The sequence below is a fragment of the Mesorhizobium sp. WSM4810 genome (genome assembly GCF_055811235.1).
The window spans coordinates 24,826-41,773 of the sequence record NZ_JBVVQV010000030.1; the positions used below are offsets into that span (position 1 = coordinate 24,826).

Here is a 16,948-nt window from a genome sequence, read left to right on the forward strand (position 1 = left end):
TCGCAAAGCCGGTTACAAGATGCAAACGGCCCTTTAGCGAGTTGTTTAACGTGGCTGCAAGCCGACCGGCCAAATCACCACGGGATTTCGCCTTCTTCTAGGACCGGCGCGCCTCGCCGTCAACGGCCAGCCACGCACCGATCATTGCCGCCTCTCGACATTCCAGGCCACGGCTTGTATTTCCGCGGCGGCTTCCAGTGTGGCGGATCCGAAATTCGCATCGCGTTGGAGCAGCGGAAGCGTTCTCGACGGATTTTTGCAATATGAACCAAGTATCGGATCAGGCACGTCCAACGCCCCGCGCGGGGATCATGGACATCGAAGCCTATGTGCCGGGCAAAAGCACGGCGCCGGCCGGCGTTGCCAAGGTCCACAAATTGTCGTCGAACGAGAACCCGCTCGGCCCCTCGCCGAAAGCAATAGAAGCCGCGCGCGACGTCGCGGCCAAGCTCGACATATATCCCGACGGCACCGCCAGGCGCCTGCGGGAGGCGATCGCCGAGGTGCATGGCCTCAACCCGGCGAACATAGTTTGTTCCAATGGTTCCGACGAGATTCTGGGCCTGCTTGCGCAGACCTATCTCGCGCCGGGCGACGAGGCTGTGATCACCGAACACGGATTCATGGTCTACAAGATCTACATCCAGTCGGCAGGTGCTGTCCCGGTCTCGGTCAAGGAAACCAAGGAGCGCGCCGACGTCGATGCGATCCTCGCTGCGGTGACGCCGCGTACGCGGATCATTTTCCTCGCCAATCCCAACAACCCAACCGGCACCTATTTGCCGTTCCAGGAGGTGCGCCGCCTGCATGCTGGCCTGCCTCGAAACGTGCTTCTGGTGCTGGATGCAGCCTATGCCGAATATGTCCACCGCAACGATTATGAAGCCGGCGTCGAACTGGTGGCTGGTGCGGAAAACGTGGTTATGACCCGCACCTTCTCCAAGCTCGGCCTTGGCGGTGCGCGGATCGGCTGGATGTACGCGCCGATGCATGTCATCGATGCGATCAACCGGGTGCGGGGTCCCTTCAACGTCAACGCGACGGCAATCGAGGCCGGCATTGCCGCGATCCGCGACCGCGCCCATGTCGAGCGAAGCGTGGCGCATAACGAGACCTGGCTGACCTGGGTCAGCGAGGAATTGACCAGGCTCGGACTGCGGGTGACGCCGAGCGTCGGCAATTTCGTCCTCATCCACTTTCCCGAGGACAAAAAACATTCTGCGGCAGCCGCGGACGATTACCTCTGTGCGCGCGGCTACATATTGCGGCGCGTTTCCGGTTACGGCTTCCCAAATGCGCTGCGCATGAGCATCGGCACCGAAGAGGCCAATCGCGGCGTTGTCGCCGCCCTCGCGACATTTCTGAAAAGCTAGAACACCATGACATCACCGATGTTCGAAAAGATCGCGCTGGTCGGCATCGGCCTGATCGGCTCGTCGCTGGCCCGCGTCATCCATCGGGAAGGCCTTGCCGGTCACGTCGCCATCTCGACGCGCAGCGAAACGACGCTGGCGCGGGCGAAGCAACTCGGCCTCGGCTCCTCCTACACGACTGATGCGAAAGAGGCGGTCGGCGATGCCGACCTGGTCATCGTTTCGGTGCCGGTCGGTGCTTCAGGCGAGGTCGCCGAGGAAATCGCGCCGGCGCTGAAGCCGGGCGCCATCCTCACCGATGTCGGCTCGACCAAGGCGTCCGTCATCGCGCAGATGCAGCCGCATGTGCCTGCCGGCGTGCATTTCATTCCCGGCCATCCGCTGGCCGGCACTGAAAAATCGGGTCCGGACGCCGGCTTTGCCGAACTGTTCGAAAACCGCTGGTGCATCTTCACGCCGTTGCCCGGCACCGATCCGGCCGCCTTGGAAAAGCTCTCGGAATTCTGGCGCCGTTGCGGCTCCAACATCGATACGATGGATCCCCAGCATCACGACATGACATTGGCCATCGTCTCGCACCTGCCGCACATCATCGCCTATAATATCGTCGGCACCGCCGACGACCTGGAGTCGGTGACCAAGTCCGAGGTCATCAAATATTCGGCCTCCGGCTTTCGCGACTTCACGCGCCTTGCCGCTTCCGACCCGACGATGTGGCGGGACGTCTGCCTGCACAACAAGGATGCCATCCTCGAAATGCTGGCGCGGTTCTCGGAGGATCTGGCCTCGCTGCAGCGGGCGATCCGCTGGGGCGACGGCGAAAAGCTGTTCGACCTGTTCACCCGCACCCGCGCCGTGCGCCGCTCGATCATCGAGGCCGGCCAGGACATCGACGTGCCGGACTTTGGCCGGCAGGCAGTCGAGCATCCGGCCAAGGGATAGAGCATCGGACCCGAACCGGTTTTAGGTGAAATCCGATGCTCAAGCAAAAGATAGAGCGGCGGTACCATCCGATTTGAAGGCCGCCTCGCGCTCAATCCGGCCAGTGAGCCGCCATCATCGCCAGTGTCTCGGCCCTGTCCGGCGCGCCCAGCCTGCCGCCGAAGCGCAGGCATTTGAGCGCGGCGGCGGCGCTGGCAAAGCGCAATGTCCGTTCGATCGGCATGGCCTCGGCCAGCCCGACGGCAAAGGCGCCATGAAACACGTCGCCGGCGGCAAGCGTATCCACTGCCTTGATCCTTGGCGCGGCGACGTGGCGCACCGACGCCACCGAACGGTCGAACCACCAGCTTCCCGCTGCGCCGCCGGTCACCGCTACGAATGCATCGGTGCGTCTGGCCAGCGCTTCACAGGCCTCCTGCGGGCCTCGCTCCTCGCCGCAGAGGATGAACGCCGCCGGCTCCGACGCGACGATGTGCGAGGCGAGCGGAAACAGCCGTTCCAGCACGGCCCGTGGCGCGGTGTCGGCATCGAGTATGGCTGGACGGCCGTTTGCGCGCGCCGCCGTCAGGGCCAGAGCTGCCGCGCCCGGCCAGCGCACGTCGACCAGGACGGCGTCGAATGCGGTGAGATCCTGAATGGGGAGCGCTTCGGGGTCGGCCTGCGCGAGCTTGTCATAGAATGGAACAATAATGCGCTCGCCATTGGTGTCGACCAGGATGGCCGACAGTGCCGACCGCGCGCCGGCGACGCGCCGGACAAAGCTGCAATCGACGCCTTCGGCCTCAATGCCTGCGACCAGCTGATCGCCGACGAGGTCGTCTCCCGCGCTCGCCCACAGCGATACCTCCGCGCCGAGGCGGCGTGCGGCGCAGGCCGCGCTCGAAGCCATGCCCGAGGCGATCTGGACGCCGTCGGACGCGATGAACTTGCCCTGACGCGCCGGAAGCGTGTCGACGCGAAGGATCGTATCGAGCGTCAGCGCGCCAACACTCAGGAGCTTCACCGGGCGGTTCATCTATCTTCCTGTTTGGCCATGGTCTTTCCGAACTGGAGGTTCGCAATCATCGCCTAATCAACCGGCTTGATGCTGCCCAGAGGGATAAAACCGAGCGAGGCCTTGCCCTTGACGATCTTGAGCGGCATCGACGGTTCGTTGCCAAGCAGCGCCAGCCCGGCAAAGCCGGTTTTGATCTGGCTCTTCTGCTCGGGAATGGCTTTGCCGAGGATTTCCGCCACCGCCTTCGGATCGCTGAACCTGATCATCAAATCGGCGTCGATCAGCCCGTCGGCATCGACCGAGACCGGCCCGGAAACGGTGACGCGCGCGCTTCCCGACGACAGATCGAGCTTGCCGATATCCACCGCCTGGCCGCGCAGGCTCTCTGTTTGTGTCTTGATCAGCGCCACGCCGTTCTTCAGCGTCACGTCGCCGCTGCCGTCGAGCGGCGGCAGCACGCGGCCATCGATCGCGCCCGGATCGATTTCGAGATCGGTAAAACCCCCGGCATAGTCGATGTCCTGGCCGTTCGGACGCAATTCTCCGACCGCTGTCCCAGCGCTGAACAGCTCGACCGGGTCTGTGCCATCGGCGGGATCGGTCTGGGCTGACAGAGCCTCTGCCTCCAGTGAAACGCGCTGGGGCAGGGGCCAGGACAGTTTGACGTTCGCTCGCAGATTATCCCAGTCGATCCACAGCGGCGCCATCCCCGGCACGGAGGTCCTGAGCGGCCCCTGCAGGTCGGCGCCAGGGGACAGGATCTGGGTGATGTGCGTGACTGCTTTAAGGCTGCCGAGCGAGGCGGCGACGTTCCTGCTGTCGTCCTGATAAGCCAGGCTGTCGCAGGTAACGGCGAAGCTTAAGGGGTAGCCGCTGACCGTGAGATTGACGCAGTCCGCCTCGATGCCATTGCCGTTGAACTCGGCCACCGCTTTGCCGGCTTCGCTCTTGACCTTGTCTGCCAGGTAGAACCAGCCGGCGCTGTAGAGGCCAAACAGCACGACGATGAAAACGCCGAGCCAGAACAGCCGGCGGAGAAAATTCGGCGGGCGTTCGTCATTTGACGTCATGCTGCGGCTCTCGTTGGCGCGTGTTGCAGAGGTGTCGTTTCCGGCAAGATCGGGTAGACGGAGACGGATTGAAAAAAACACCGATTCCAGTGCGGTGCTGCAACCAGGCTTGGCGATATGGGCGATTTTTGGGTTTTTGGCTACGGCTCGCTGATCTGGCGGCCGGGATTTGCGCATGTCGAGACGCGGCGGGCCCGCCTCCATGGCTATCGCCGCTCGCTGTGCGTCTACTCCTTCGTGCATCGCGGCACGCGCGAACGGCCCGGCCTGGTGCTCGGCCTCGACCGTGGCGGCTCCTGCATCGGGCTGGCTTTCCGCGTCCCCGGCGATCTGCGCAACGAGGTCATCACCTATCTGCGCGAACGCGAGCTGGTCACCAATGTCTATCTCGAGCGCATGCTTAGCATTCGCCTCGACAAGGGGGACACGCGTGAGGCCGACAAGGGTGGGGGCGACACAGACGGAGGCGAGACGGTCGAGGCTGTCGCCTATGTCGTCGACCGTACCCACGAGCAATATGCCGGTGCGCTCGATGCGGCCGATGCGGCGAGCGTCGTTCGCGGCGCCGTCGGCCAGTCGGGAAAGAATGAGGACTACGTGTCCAGCACGCTGGAGCACCTCGAGGCGCTGGGGATCCGCGACCATTGGCTGGAAGAGGTGGCGAAACGGATCGCGCCTTTGTGAAGCGCTGGTCGGTGGAAAAGTCCGCCGGCCCTTTGACGTTGGTGCGACCCGCCATAGGTTAAGCCGGTCACGGGGCTTTTCGCCCGCTTCTTTCCATTCCCCACGGAGATCAGTCTTGCAGAAACGTCGTCTCGGTCAAACCGACCTGTCCATCGCGCCGCTGGTTCTGGGTGGCAACGTCTTCGGCTGGACCGCCGACGAGAAAACCTCTTTCGACCTGCTCGACCGGTTCGTCGGCGCCGGCCTCAACGCCATCGACACCGCCGATGCCTATTCGCGCTGGGTTCCCGGCAACAAGGGCGGCGAATCCGAAACGATCATCGGCAAATGGATGAAAAGCCGCGGCAATCGCGACAAGGTTGTGGTGATCACCAAGGTCGGGTCGGACATGGGGCAGGGCAGGAAAAACCTCTCCGCGGCCTATATCGAAAAGGCCATCGATGCGTCGCTGCAGCGGCTGCAGACCGAAGTCGTAGATCTCTATCTGTCGCACTGGCCGGACCCGGCCACCCCCTACGAGGAAACGCTCGGCGCCTATCAAAAGCTGCTCGACAAGGGCAAGATCCGCCACGTTGGCGCCTCCAATCTCGATGCTGGCCAGTTGCGCGCCGCGCTGGACGTGGCAAGCTTGCGGGGCCTGCCGCGCTATTCGGTGCTGCAGCCGGAATACAATCTCTACGATCGCGCCTCTTTCGATGGACCGCTGCGCGATTTGTGCATGGCCGAGGACATCGGCGTCATCACCTATTTCAGCCTCGCCAAGGGGTTTTTGAGCGGCAAGTACCGCAGCGAAGCCGATCTCGGCAAAAGCGCGCGTGGCGACGACGTGAAGAACTATCTCAACGCGCGCGGCATGCGCGTCCTGGCGGCACTCGACGCCGTGTCGGCACGTCACGCGGCCAAGCCGGCGGAAGTGGCGCTCGCCTGGGTGATTGCGCGGCCCGGCGTCACCGCGCCGATCGCCAGTGCCACGACATTGGATCAGGTAGACAGCCTCGTCCGCGCCGCATCATTGGAGTTCGGTCCGGACGATATCGTCGAGCTCGACAGCGCGAGTGCTTAGACGCCAGCGCGAAGCGGTGGCTTGATCAAACAGCAACCAAGAACCGGGCGCGGCCTGCGCCGGAAAGGCTCCCTGCACGATCGTTCAAGACACCCTGTTGTGCCCTGCCATACCATTGCCGGCATCGCCTGGATACTGGTGTACAGATGGCCGAACAGGTCTTTTCCCATCCGGAACTATGGCAGCAATTGCTCGCGCTTGTGCTGGCATCGGCGGTCGTGATGGGCAGTCCGGGGCCGACGACGATAAGCGTCACCGCCGTCGGCGCCGCCTTCGGCCTGCGCGATTCGCTCCGCTATGCCTCGGGTATCATTCTTGGTACGGTCGCCGTGCTTTTGGTCGTGGCGACGGGCATTACGACCATGCTCGCCTCTGTGCCGACGCTCACACCGCTCCTGGCGGTGGCATCCGCAGCCTACATCCTCTACCTCGCCTTCAAGATAGCAACGGCCCCGCCTCTGGCAGCGCGTAGCGGCGGGGCGGCACGTCCCACATTTCTCGGCGGGTTTCTGCTGGCCGTCGCCAACCCGAAAGCCTATGTGGCGATTGCCGCCGTATTTGCCGGCACGTCGTCCGCCGGTGAGCTCGATGCAGGGCTCAGGCTGGCGGTCCTCGCTTCGATGATCGTCGCCATCCATGTCCTGTGGCTTCTCGCCGGGGCGGCCTTTGCGCGCTTCCTGCGCAAGCCGCTGGCCTCGCGGATCATCAATCTGACGTTCGCGGCAACACTGGTTTTGACCACGGCGCTGGCTGTGATTCCTTAGGGGATAGTAGCCGACCAAGCAGATGGTTCAGGCCGGGGTACCGGAGCCAAGTTCCCTCAGCCGCTTTACCGCCGTCGGCGGCATTGGCGGCGGGTTGGGCGCCTGGGACGCCTCGATGAGCAGCTGGTCGCAGGCGGCTTCCGTCTCGCCGATCAGCCGTTCCATGAATTCTTCCTTGCCCAAACCCGCCGGGATCGGCGGCAGGAAGCGGGCCTTGATCGTGCCGGGATAGCGCAGGAATTTCCGCCGCGGCCAGTAGAGGCCGGCGACATGGGCGACCGGCACCACCGGAATGCCAAGCTGGATATAGAGCTCGACGATGCCGTATTTATAGGCCGGCTCGTCGCCCGGCGCCCGGCGCGTGCCCTCGGGATAGATGATCAGTTGGCGGGGATTGCGCGCCAGTTCCTGCCTGGTCGCGGCGACCACCGCTTTCAGCGCCTTCGAGCGGCTGCCGCGGTCGACCGGGATCATCCGCATTTTCAGGATGTACCAGCCGAAGAACGGGATCCAGGTCAGTTCCCGCTTCAGGATGTAGATCGGATCCTGCAGGAACGGGAAAAAGGCGATCGCGTCCCAGAAGGACTGATGCTTCGGCGCCAGGATGAAGGAACCCTCGGGCAGGTTTTCCTGGCCGGTGATCTCGCTTTTGGTGCCGGCGATCTTGTCATAGAGCCACATGCTGGTGTGTGACCAGAATTTCGGCACGAACCAGGCGCGGTGGCGCGGCGACAGGAAATAGTACGGGGTCCAGAGGATCATCTGGACGATCAGATTGACGTAGAAGACGAAGTTGAACGCCAGCGAGCGGACATAAAGCATGCAGGAAGAGCCCGGTGAGGAGGTGTGCGTTGGTTACACCAAGCGCGGGCAAAAAGGAAACGGTGCGATGGCCCGTTCGTCAGGTCTGCCACGTCTCTTGCACCAGCCGTTTCTTCAGGCGTGGGGCGGCGAAATCGAAGAACGCACGCAGTTTCACCGGCAGCAGACCCTGGCCGGCATGCACGAGGCTGACCGGCCATGGCTGCGGCTCGAATGCCTCCAGCACGGTGCGGAGGGTGCCCGACCGCACTGCAGCTGTGATCTGGTAGGAAAGCACCCTCGTCAACCCGATGCCGGCAATCGCGGCATCGATCGCCGCTTCCGCGGTGTTGACCCGAAGCCGTGAGCGGATCGGAATGGTGAGTTCGGTCTTGCCCGTGGCAAAAGTCCATGCGGCGGGAGCGGTGAGTCCCTCGAAGGTGACGCAGTCGTGTGCCGCGAGGTCTTTCGGCGTCCGCGGTGTGCCGTGCTCGGCCAGATAGGCAGGGCTCGCGCAAACAACGCGCCGAATCGAGCCGATGCGGGTGGCCACCAGGCTGGAGTCGGGAAGCTGGCCGATGCGGACGGCGAGATCGATGTGCTCCTCGGTCAATTGGGTTATCCGGTCCGCAAGCATCAGCCGAATAGCCACGTCGGGGTAGGCAGCGAGAAAGCCGGTGACGACCGGCAGCACATGCAGGCGGCCAAAGACGATCGGTGCGGTGATGATCAGTTCGCCTGTCGGGGCGCTGTATTCGCCGGCGGCAGTCCGCTCGGCCTCGCCGACCTCGTCGAGAATGCGACGGCAGGCAGCGAGGTAGGCGTGACCTGTGTCGGTCAGCGTCAGCTGCCGCGTCGATCGATTCAGAAGACGCGTCTTCAGATGCCGCTCCAGGTCGGAGACCTTGCGGCTGACCGTTGCAAGCGGGATGCCGAAACGGCGTCCGGCGGCCGAAAGGCTGCCGGCCTCCTCCGCGGCGACAAAAAGCGACATGGCCTCGAGGCGATCCATATTTCTCCCGGAAAATGGAAGGATAGGTTGCAAATATGGCATCTACATCCGAGCGATGGAAGGGGCCATGTTTTGGCGGCGAGCTGATCAACGAGAAGGAATGCCGATGCCCCGTATCCCTACACCAGCGTCCATAGAGGCCGCGCCTGCTGCGTCGCAGCCGATGTTACATGCCGTCGAGAAGCAACTCGGCGTCGTGCCTAACCTCTTCAGGCTTGTTTCCAATAGCCCGGCTGCGCTTGAAGGCTATCTCAGCCTGTCTGGAGCGCTTGCCAAAGGCCGACTGCCCGCGCCGACGCGCGAGCGCATTGCTCTGGCGGTTGCGGAGGTCAATGGCTGCAACTACTGCCTTTCCGCTCACACCTATCTCGGCAAGAATCTCGCCAAGCTTGATGATGCCGAAATGGTCGCCAATCGCGCGGGCAGTTCCAACGATCTCAAGGCCGCCGCAGCCGTGCGTTTCGCCACCAAGATTGCGCGCGACCGCGGCCATATCGGTGACGAGGATCTCAGCGCCGTCAGGCTCGCAGGCTACGACGATGCGCAGATCATCGAGATCGTCCAGCATGTCGCTCTCAATGTCTGGACCAACTATGTCAATGAGGTCGCCAGGACGGAAATCGACTTTCCGGTCGTTTCTGCCCGCAGGGCAGCCTGAGTCAGTCGCAAGGGAGTTCCCATGTCTGAAAGCCGCCCGCCGCTCCCGCCATTCACCGCCGAGACCGCCGCGCAGAAGGCACGCATGGCTGAGGCTGCCTGGAACTCCCGTGATCCGGCACGGGTCGCGCTTGCCTACACAATCGACAGCCGCTGGCGCAACCGGGCCGAGTTCCTGCAAGGGCGCGAGGCTATCCAGACATTCCTCACACGCAAATGGGGTCGCGAACGCGACTACCGGCTCATCAAGGAGGTCTGGGCCTTCCGCGACAACCGTATCGCCGTGCGTTTCGCTTATGAATGGCACGACCACAGCGGCTCGTGGTTTCGCAGCTACGGCAATGAGAACTGGGAGTTCGATGAGCTTGGATTGATGCGCCTGCGCATCGCCAGCATCAACGACCTGCCGATCCTCGAGGCCGACCGCAAATATCATTGGCCGCTTGGCCGCCGGCCGGACGGTCATCCCTCTCTATCGGAACTCGGCCTTTGAAGGAGGCTTTCGATGAATGCTCAAGTCATCACCAGCGATGTCGCCTTTACGCCAACCGTCAAGGCGATCCAGGCCCGCAAAGGCTCACGCGAGGCCTATGCCCGCGTCGAACAGCGCGGCAGTTGGCAAGCTGATATCACGCCCGATCTCGCCGCCTTCATCGAGGCGCAGACCAGCGTCTTCCTGTCGACGGCCAATGGTGAGGGCCAGCCCTACATCCAGCATCGCGGCGGGCCGGCCGGCTTCCTCAAGGTGCTTGACGAGCGGACGATCGGCTTCGTCGATTTCTCTGGCAACAGGCAATTCATCACCCAGGGCAATCTGGACGACAACCCGCGCGCTTTCCTGTTCCTGATCGACTATGCGCATCGGCAGCGCATCAAGATTTGGGGCACCGCGCGGGTCGTCGAGCAGGACGCCGAACTGATGGCGAAGCTGCTGCCGGAAGGCTACAAGGCGCGCCCGGAGCAGATCATCCTGTTCACGGTTTCGGCCTGGGATTCCAATTGCCCGCAGCACATTCCACAGCGTTTCGAAGCGGCCGATGTGGCGGCGGCGCTGGCTGAGCGGGACAAGCGTATCGAACGTCTCGAACACGAGATCACGCGGCTGCGCAGCGTCTCAAGCGCCACGCTCAAGGAATGATAGCGCTGCCGGTTCCAGATCGGCTCAGTTCGGCGCAACAGCCTCGGCCAGCGCGATGCCGGTTGGCGTTGGCTTGACCGGCACGATGCCGCGCGCCAGCGCCAGCAGATATTTGTTGTATTCGGTGAACAGCACGCGCAAGGCTCTCGGCTTGGTCAGCCAGCCGCCATTGCCAAGATTGCTGTTGACCACCGGATAGGGCTCGAGCTTGGCCTTGTGCAGCAGCCGGCCCATTTCCAGCAGGCTGCGCGGCATGTGATAGTTGTTGGTGACGAGAATCACGGTGCCATAGGCGTGGTCTTCCACCCACTTGGCACTTTCCTCGGCATTGCCGATCGTGTCGAGCGCGGCACGGTCGATGTCGACGCAGCAGGAAAACAATTCCTTGTCGCCGCGGGTCGCGACCTGAAGCTGGCGGCGGCTGGCGGAAGGATGCACGCCACTGATCAGCAGCCGCTCGCCCTTGCCGGACGCCAGCAGGCCCATGGCCGCGTCGAGACGCGAATGGCCGCCGGTCAGCACGATGATGGCATCGGCCCTTGCCGGATTGGCGGGCGTCGCGAGACGGCTGACGGTGCTGGCGAACCAGCCAAAGCCGCCGGCAAACAACGTTGCCAGCACGAGCAGAAAGAAAGCTGAGATGCGTAGCGCGCTCACCAATCGGCGGGGCTTGACGCGCTCGCTAGAACGCGTGATCACCAAGGGCAACTGTCCAGCCATTCCGGTCGAGTCGCGCGCGTCCATCGTCCTTATCGTTAACTCCGAAATACGGCGTTTAGTAGGTCGGAAAGCACAAATTTCGTTACGCTAATTCTCTATTCGTGATCACCCTGCGTCCGGCTGGCGGACATCGATGTCGCTGAGATAGGTGACGACGGTGACATGGGAGGTTGCCGCCGTCAGCGCACCGATGACCAGCACCATGAGAACAACGCCGAGATAGCCCGCCGAACCGATGGCGAAATTGCCGAACAGGGCGGTCGCCTGATCGGCCTGCGGCGTCGCCATGTTTCGCGACGACCACCACGAGAAGACGATGAAGACGAACACCGCCGCCGCACCCCCGGCGGCGGCGCCCTTCATGCCGGTGACGAGAAAGTGGTGGCGGAATTCGCGCGCGATAAAGCGCGCTTCGGCGCCGACGAAATGCAGCACCTCGATGATGTGGCCGTTGCCGGCCATGGCGCCGCGCGTCGCGAACACCACGGTCAGCACGGTTGCCGCCAGCATCAGCGCCAACACGGCGATGCCGATGGTCACCGTGGTGCGGGCCATGGCGACCAGCCGGTCGACCCAGGTGCGATGGTCGTCAAGCGAGGCACTGGGCAGTTTCGGCGTGATCGCGGCGCGCATTGCGGCGAAATCGGGAGGGTTGGTCTCGTCTATGGTGACGATGATCAGACGCGGCACCGGCAGCTCGTCGATGTTGAGACCCGAACCCAGCCAGGGTTCCAAAAGCCGCGCCGTGGCATCGCGGTCGACGATCCTGGCGCTCTTCACGCCAGAGAATTCGCCGGCGATCTGCGAGGCCTGGGCAAGTGCTGCCTCGATGTCGAGGCCGTCCATCGGCTTGATCTGGATCGTCGCCTCGCGTGAGATCTGGTTCTCCCAGACCGAGGCGGTGTCGCGCACCAGCGTCACCGCGCCGAAGGTCAGGCAGGAGAGGAATGTCATGATGGCGATCACCAGGACCAGCGCCCGGCCGGCGATGTTCTGGGCGGGCACGATCGGCGCCATCTTGCGCTGAACGCGCTGCGTCCCAGCCCTGTCAGCGTGTTGGTCTTCGACATGGCGAGCGGAAAGGTCAGTCATAGATATCCAGCCTTCCGCCGGACAGGATCATGCGGCGTGCGTCGACCTGTTCCATCAGGCCGAGGTCGTGCGTTGCGATCACCACGGCGGTGCCCAGCCGGTTGAGTTCGATGAACAGCCGCAACAGGCGTCGCGCCAGCGGCGGGTCGACATTCCCGGTTGGCTCATCGGCAAGCAGGATTTCGGGCTGCTCGATCAGCGCCCTGGCGATTGCGGCGCGCTGCTTCTCGCCACCCGACAGCACCGGCGGCAGCACATGCATGCGCTCGCCAAGGCCGACCCATTTCAAGAGCTCGGTCACATCGGTGCGGTAGCTGGCCTCCTCGCGCCCGCGCACGCGCAGCGGCAAGGCCACATTCTCATAGGTCGTCATGTGGTCGAGCAGGCGAAAGTCCTGGAACACCACGCCGATGCGCCGCCGCAGATGCGGCAGCTCGGCGCGCGAGATGCGCGAGCGGTCTTTGCCGAAGATGGTGATCAGCCCACGCGTCGGCTTGAGCGACATGAACAAAAGCCGCAGCAGCGTCGTCTTGCCGGCGCCCGAAGGGCCGCTCAGGAACTGGAAGGAGCGCTCCGGTATGTGCAAGGAAATGTCGCGGAGGATTTCCGGACCCATGCCATAGCGGAGGCCGACATTTTCGAAGCGGATCACGTTCGACGACCTGAAACTTGCGGCGGCGACGAGGCAGCCTTCTCTGAGAAAAGACCATCGGCCGGCATGGTTAACCGGCGGTTAATTTTGGGGTTTTTTGGGCGCGTCACAAGGGGTTTCCGGGGGAAACGTTAACCATTTCCGTTTACGCATAAGAAACGAAGAGCGAACAAGTGCGAAGTGCTGAGGCCGCGATGGCTGACGATCGAACCGCGCGCCCGGTTTCCGGCGAAATCATGACCGATACGGCCGTAAATCCTGCGCCGGAACGCATCATGCGTGATCCGCCTGGTGACATCGTCGACGCCGACTACGAGGTGCTGCCGCGTTTAACCGCCAGCACGGGCGTTTCACCGCCGCTTTTGCGCGTGATCACCACGCCATCGATCAAAGGCATGGACATGCTGCGCAAGCCGGTAGCGGCGATGGAACGGCTGCGGGCGTCGCGCGGCGGGCCGATCTTCTGGATCGCCGGCCTCAGTGCCGCGTTTGCAGCCTTCTGGATCTCGGGCGGGCACGCGCTGGTGCGCCAGACGCCGCTTCTTCTGGCGGCGCGACAAGCGGGCGCTGCCCTGACCATTTCAGGCGTTACGTCGCGTATCGATGCGTCCGGGCCGCAACCTGTCCTGTTCGTCGGTGGCGAGGCCGCGAATGACGGCGCCAGCCCGTCGCCATTGCCACCGCTGGAAGTCCGGGTCACCGGCAATGACAGGCGCACAACCCGTTATAGGCTGGCGACATTTAACCGTTCGCTGGCGCCCGGCGAAAGATTTGGCTTTTCCAGCCGGCTCGACGTGCCTAGAAACGGGGTCAAGACCGTCTCGGTCACCTTCGCCAATTAGCGGCGATCATTTCTGGAAGGGCAGCCAATGCCAATTGTGCGCGGCAAGGATATCGAGGTCCTGTTTTCGGCGTCGGCGATCGCCCGCCGCAATCTGGAGCTCGCCAAGGAGATCGCCGGGCACGACTATCACAACCTACTGGTGATTTCGGTGCTGAAGGGATCGTTCATCTTCGCCGCCGACCTCATCCGCGCCATGCACGATGTCGGCCTGTCGCCGGAGGTCGAGTTCATCTTCATCTCCAGCTACGGCGCCGGCACCACCAGCGGCGAGGTGAGGGTGCTGCGCGACATCGACAATGAGGTCGCCGGCCGAGACGTGCTGTTGATCGACGACATCCTCGAATCCGGCAAGACGCTGTCCTTCACCCGCGACCTGATGCTGTCGCGCGGCGCCAAAAGCTGCGCCATCGCCGTGCTGCTCGACAAGCGCATGCGCCGCCAGACCACGCTCAACGCCGACTATGTCGGCTTCGACTGCCCCGACTATTTCGTCGTCGGCTACGGCATGGATGTGGCCCACGCCTTTCGCGAACTGCCGTTTGTCGGCGTCGTAAAGGGCGACGCCTAGATTTATCTTCGATGCGGTTGCGGTTCAGGAAAAGTCAACTTTTCCACGCCAACATTCGGCTATGGCAAAGCTCCTGATCGTTGAGGACGATGAGTCCGTCCGCACCCTCGCCGCTCGCGCGCTCGAACGCGCCGGGCATATGATCGACATCGCCGCCGACGGCGCGCAAGGGCTTGCCCTGATCCGCGCTGCACGTGGCGGCTACGACCTTGTCGTCTCGGATATCCGGATGCCGGAGATGGACGGCATCCAAATGGCCAAGGCGGCTGCATCGCTTTTCCCGGCGATGAAGATCTTGCTGATGACCGGCTATGCCGACCAGCGCGAGCGCGCCGAGGAATTGAACGGCGTCATTGTGGACGTCGTGCAGAAGCCGTTCACGCTGGCCGAAATCCGCGCGCGCGTCGAACAGGCGCTCGCCTGTTTTGCTTAAGATTCCGCGCGGTCAGGCCGGATCGCAGGTCGCTGCGATTGCCGGCGCGCTGCTCCGGCGCCGGCTGGCGTTGAGCGCGAACAGACCGGCGCCGATGATGAGGGCGGCGCCGATGACGGTGGTCGATCGCGGCACTTCCGCAAAGAACAGGAAGCCCCACAGCGGCGACCAGATGATGCCGGTGTATTCGAAGGTGGCGACGCCGTTGGCCGGCGCCAGCCGGTAGGCCTGCGACAACAAGATCATCCCGGCCGAAGCCACGACGCCGCAGGCGGCCATCGTCAGGAAGTCGATTGACGTCGGCCAGATCCATGGCCTGACCAGGAATTCGAGGCTCGGATGCGTGGCATGAGCTATTCCTGCCAGCCAGAACAGCCCGGCGACCGCTGCAGCGCCCAGGAGATAGACGCCGTTTTGATAGAACGCCATGACCGTGGATGATTCGGTGTCGCCGATCTTGCGGGCCATCAACTGCGAAAAACCGTACAGCACCGCCGAGGCCAGCGACAGCAGCGCCGCCCAGTCGAACAGCCCGGCGCCGGGTCGCAGCATCACCAGCACGCCGAGCATGCCGACCATGACGGTGACCAGCGTCTGCCCCGCTACCCGTTCGCCGAGATAGGGGCCGGCAAGCGCCATGATGAACAGCGGTGCCATGAAATAGAGCGCCACCGCGTCGGCAAGCGGCAGGGCGGCGATCGCCAGGTAGTAGAGCGTGTAGGAGGTGAACAGGATCAAGGCGCGCATCGTCAGCATGCGAAACCGCTTCGAAAAGATCGCCCTGAGCCCGACATCGGCATGAACCAGCACGAGAAGAATGGGCAGGGCGACGATCGAGCGGATCGCCATCACCTCGGTCACCGGATAGGTGCCCGATACGGCCTTGATCAGCGGATCCTGGAGCGAGAACACCAGAACGCCGAGGCAAAGGCTTGCCATGCCGAGGACGATCCGGTTCTGCATGTCGTTCGACGGCTCCTTGCGTGCGCGGCCCGAGAGCCGGGCCCGCGTAACTTTGTTTTATGCATATCGCCCAAAACCGCTTCGCACCCTCGGGTCAGGCCCAGGGTCAGGCCCGAGGACATGCTTTTGGGCGACCTGCATCAAAAAGAACCCGCCACCATTTCGGGCAGCGGGTACGAGTGAGGACTTTTTGGTCCGCAGCCGATTTCGCAGCCGCATATCCAATGGGTGAAGCGACTATTATCCGCCGTTTGACATGTTGCAAACGAATTGGAATGATGCCAGCGATCAGATTTTCTTATGGCGGACAAATGAAGCCCACGCTCGACAGCGATCTGCTGCGCACCTTCGTCGCGGTCGCCGACGCCGGCAATTTCACCAAGGCTGCGGTGCAGGCCGGCCGTACCCAGTCGGCGGTTTCGATGCAGATGAAGAAGCTCGAAGATATGGTCGGCGACAGCCTGTTCGAGCGCGGCTCGCGGGGTGTGGCGCTGACGCGCCGCGGCGGCGAACTCATCGTCAACGCCCGCCGCATCGTGTCGCTGCTGGACGAGACGGCGGCATGGATGGTCGCGACGCCGCTTGGCGGACCGGTGCGCATCGGCATTCCGGAGGAATATGGCCACGCGATCCTGTCGCGCGCTCTCGGCGCCTTTGCCAAGCGCCATCCTCAGGTCGACATCACCGTCCGCTACGCGCATTCCGGTGCGCAGATCGCGGCGCTCGCCGCCGGCGAGCTCGATCTGGCGGTGGTGTTCGAATGGCAGGACCTCTCCGGCGGTGCGGTGCTGATGCATGATCCGACCGTGTGGGTGACGTCGGAGCTGCACCATATGCATGAGGAGCGGCCGGTGCCGATCGCGCTCTACAATCGCGCCGGCTGGTGCAAGGATTTTGCGATCAAGTCGCTGGAACAGCGTGGTCTCGCCTATCGTGTCGCCTATACCAGCGATACCAATGGCGGCCTGCGGCTTGCCGTCACCTCCGGGCTGGCGATTGCGCCGATCTCGCGCAGCAACATCCCGGCCGGCTGCCGCGAGCTTACCGCCGCCGACGGATTCGGCGACATCGATTCCTCGAACGTGGTGCTGCGGCGCAATCCGAACGCTTCCGGCGAGGCCATCGTCAGCATGGAAGAGGCGATCCGCGAGGCGTTCACCAACCGTTAGAGCAGG

Annotated in this window: 20 protein-coding genes and 1 riboswitch; of the genes, 12 read left to right on the top strand and 8 right to left on the bottom strand. The window is 63.5% G+C overall.

The window, feature by feature from the left end:
- Positions 1-13 precede the first annotated feature (13 nt).
- A riboswitch (SAM riboswitch) is annotated at positions 14-91 on the bottom strand.
- 172 nt (positions 92-263) lie between these two features.
- Positions 264-1,373, top strand: coding sequence for a histidinol-phosphate transaminase (gene hisC / locus AC0L3O_RS29820; RefSeq protein WP_473617412.1), 1,110 nt, complete (start codon positions 264-266; stop codon positions 1,371-1,373).
- A gap of 6 nt (positions 1,374-1,379) precedes the next feature.
- Positions 1,380-2,315 (top strand): prephenate/arogenate dehydrogenase family protein, encoded by a 936-nt coding sequence (locus AC0L3O_RS29825; protein WP_473536200.1) that lies wholly within the window; start codon positions 1,380-1,382, stop codon positions 2,313-2,315.
- A gap of 91 nt (positions 2,316-2,406) precedes the next feature.
- On the opposite strand, the gene AC0L3O_RS29830 is transcribed toward AC0L3O_RS29825, so the two are convergent.
- Positions 2,407-3,330 carry a sugar kinase gene (locus tag AC0L3O_RS29830; protein ID WP_473536201.1) on the bottom strand — a complete coding sequence of 308 codons (924 nt, stop codon included), beginning with the start codon at positions 3,328-3,330 and terminating at the stop codon, positions 2,407-2,409.
- A 53-nt stretch (positions 3,331-3,383) separates the two neighbouring features.
- Positions 3,384-4,382: a DUF2125 domain-containing protein gene (locus AC0L3O_RS29835; RefSeq protein ID WP_473536202.1), complete on the bottom strand. Its 999-nt coding sequence runs from the start codon at positions 4,380-4,382 to the stop codon at positions 3,384-3,386.
- 117 nt (positions 4,383-4,499) lie between these two features.
- Between AC0L3O_RS29835 and AC0L3O_RS29840 the strand changes: the two genes are divergently transcribed.
- The 3 genes from AC0L3O_RS29840 (at position 4,500) to AC0L3O_RS29850 (ending at position 6,893) form a co-directional block, all read left to right on the top strand.
- Positions 4,500-5,066, top strand: coding sequence for a gamma-glutamylcyclotransferase (locus AC0L3O_RS29840; RefSeq protein ID WP_287245740.1), 567 nt, complete (start codon positions 4,500-4,502; stop codon positions 5,064-5,066).
- A 115-nt stretch (positions 5,067-5,181) separates the two neighbouring features.
- The gene (locus AC0L3O_RS29845; RefSeq protein ID WP_473536203.1) at positions 5,182-6,129 is read left to right on the top strand and encodes an aldo/keto reductase; all 948 of its coding nucleotides are present in this window, start codon (positions 5,182-5,184) and stop codon (positions 6,127-6,129) included.
- A 146-nt stretch (positions 6,130-6,275) separates the two neighbouring features.
- A complete protein-coding gene (locus AC0L3O_RS29850; RefSeq protein WP_473536204.1) occupies positions 6,276-6,893 on the top strand; it encodes a LysE family translocator in 618 nt (205 codons plus the stop codon).
- A 27-nt stretch (positions 6,894-6,920) separates the two neighbouring features.
- Here AC0L3O_RS29850 and AC0L3O_RS29855 read toward each other — a convergent pair whose 3' ends face one another.
- Together AC0L3O_RS29855 and AC0L3O_RS29860 are read right to left on the bottom strand one after the other, a co-directional pair.
- Positions 6,921-7,715, bottom strand: coding sequence for a lysophospholipid acyltransferase family protein (locus AC0L3O_RS29855; RefSeq protein ID WP_473536205.1), 795 nt, complete (start codon positions 7,713-7,715; stop codon positions 6,921-6,923).
- A gap of 79 nt (positions 7,716-7,794) precedes the next feature.
- Entirely contained in the window at positions 7,795-8,706 is a 912-nt protein-coding gene (locus AC0L3O_RS29860) for a LysR family transcriptional regulator (protein WP_473617413.1), read from the bottom strand.
- 106 nt (positions 8,707-8,812) lie between these two features.
- Between AC0L3O_RS29860 and AC0L3O_RS29865 the strand changes: the two genes are divergently transcribed.
- Genes AC0L3O_RS29865 through AC0L3O_RS29875 form a run of 3 tightly spaced genes read left to right on the top strand, consistent with a single transcriptional unit; the run spans position 8,813 to position 10,501 of the window.
- A complete protein-coding gene (locus AC0L3O_RS29865) occupies positions 8,813-9,364 on the top strand; it encodes a carboxymuconolactone decarboxylase family protein (protein ID WP_473536207.1) in 552 nt (183 codons plus the stop codon).
- Between the two features lie 21 nt (positions 9,365-9,385).
- Positions 9,386-9,856, top strand: coding sequence for a nuclear transport factor 2 family protein (locus tag AC0L3O_RS29870; protein WP_473536208.1), 471 nt, complete (start codon positions 9,386-9,388; stop codon positions 9,854-9,856).
- Between the two features lie 12 nt (positions 9,857-9,868).
- Complete coding sequence (locus AC0L3O_RS29875; RefSeq protein WP_473617414.1) at positions 9,869-10,501, top strand: pyridoxamine 5'-phosphate oxidase family protein; 633 nt, start codon at positions 9,869-9,871, stop codon at positions 10,499-10,501.
- 24 nt (positions 10,502-10,525) lie between these two features.
- On the opposite strand, the gene AC0L3O_RS29880 is transcribed toward AC0L3O_RS29875, so the two are convergent.
- The 3 genes from AC0L3O_RS29880 to ftsE all read right to left on the bottom strand — a co-directional run bounded on the left by AC0L3O_RS29880 (position 10,526) and on the right by ftsE (position 12,965).
- On the bottom strand, positions 10,526-11,245 hold the full coding sequence (locus AC0L3O_RS29880; protein WP_473536210.1) for a YdcF family protein: 720 nt from the start codon (positions 11,243-11,245) through the stop codon (positions 10,526-10,528).
- Between the two features lie 81 nt (positions 11,246-11,326).
- On the bottom strand, positions 11,327-12,313 hold the full coding sequence (locus tag AC0L3O_RS29885; RefSeq protein ID WP_473536211.1) for a cell division protein FtsX: 987 nt from the start codon (positions 12,311-12,313) through the stop codon (positions 11,327-11,329).
- Positions 12,306-12,965: a cell division ATP-binding protein FtsE gene (gene ftsE, locus AC0L3O_RS29890; RefSeq protein ID WP_023797212.1), complete on the bottom strand. Its 660-nt coding sequence runs from the start codon at positions 12,963-12,965 to the stop codon at positions 12,306-12,308. Before ftsE ends, AC0L3O_RS29885 begins: the two co-directional genes overlap by 8 nt.
- 194 nt (positions 12,966-13,159) lie before the next feature.
- Between ftsE and AC0L3O_RS29895 the strand changes: the two genes are divergently transcribed.
- The 3 genes from AC0L3O_RS29895 (at position 13,160) to AC0L3O_RS29905 (ending at position 14,810) form a co-directional block, all read left to right on the top strand.
- Positions 13,160-13,807 carry a hypothetical protein gene (locus AC0L3O_RS29895; RefSeq protein WP_473536212.1) on the top strand — a complete coding sequence of 216 codons (648 nt, stop codon included), beginning with the start codon at positions 13,160-13,162 and terminating at the stop codon, positions 13,805-13,807.
- A gap of 27 nt (positions 13,808-13,834) precedes the next feature.
- Positions 13,835-14,377 carry a hypoxanthine phosphoribosyltransferase gene (gene hpt / locus AC0L3O_RS29900; protein WP_473617416.1) on the top strand — a complete coding sequence of 181 codons (543 nt, stop codon included), beginning with the start codon at positions 13,835-13,837 and terminating at the stop codon, positions 14,375-14,377.
- Between the two features lie 61 nt (positions 14,378-14,438).
- On the top strand, positions 14,439-14,810 hold the full coding sequence (locus AC0L3O_RS29905; RefSeq protein ID WP_027153386.1) for a response regulator: 372 nt from the start codon (positions 14,439-14,441) through the stop codon (positions 14,808-14,810).
- Between the two features lie 12 nt (positions 14,811-14,822).
- Here the strand turns inward: AC0L3O_RS29905 and AC0L3O_RS29910 are convergent, their stop codons facing one another.
- A complete protein-coding gene (locus AC0L3O_RS29910) occupies positions 14,823-15,773 on the bottom strand; it encodes a DMT family transporter (protein ID WP_023797216.1) in 951 nt (316 codons plus the stop codon).
- 311 nt (positions 15,774-16,084) lie between these two features.
- Here AC0L3O_RS29910 and AC0L3O_RS29915 point away from each other — a divergent pair, with 311 nt between their 5' ends.
- Positions 16,085-16,942, top strand: a complete 858-nt coding sequence (locus AC0L3O_RS29915) for a LysR family transcriptional regulator (RefSeq protein WP_473617417.1) — start codon at positions 16,085-16,087, stop codon at positions 16,940-16,942.
- The last annotated feature ends 6 nt before the right edge of the window (positions 16,943-16,948 follow it).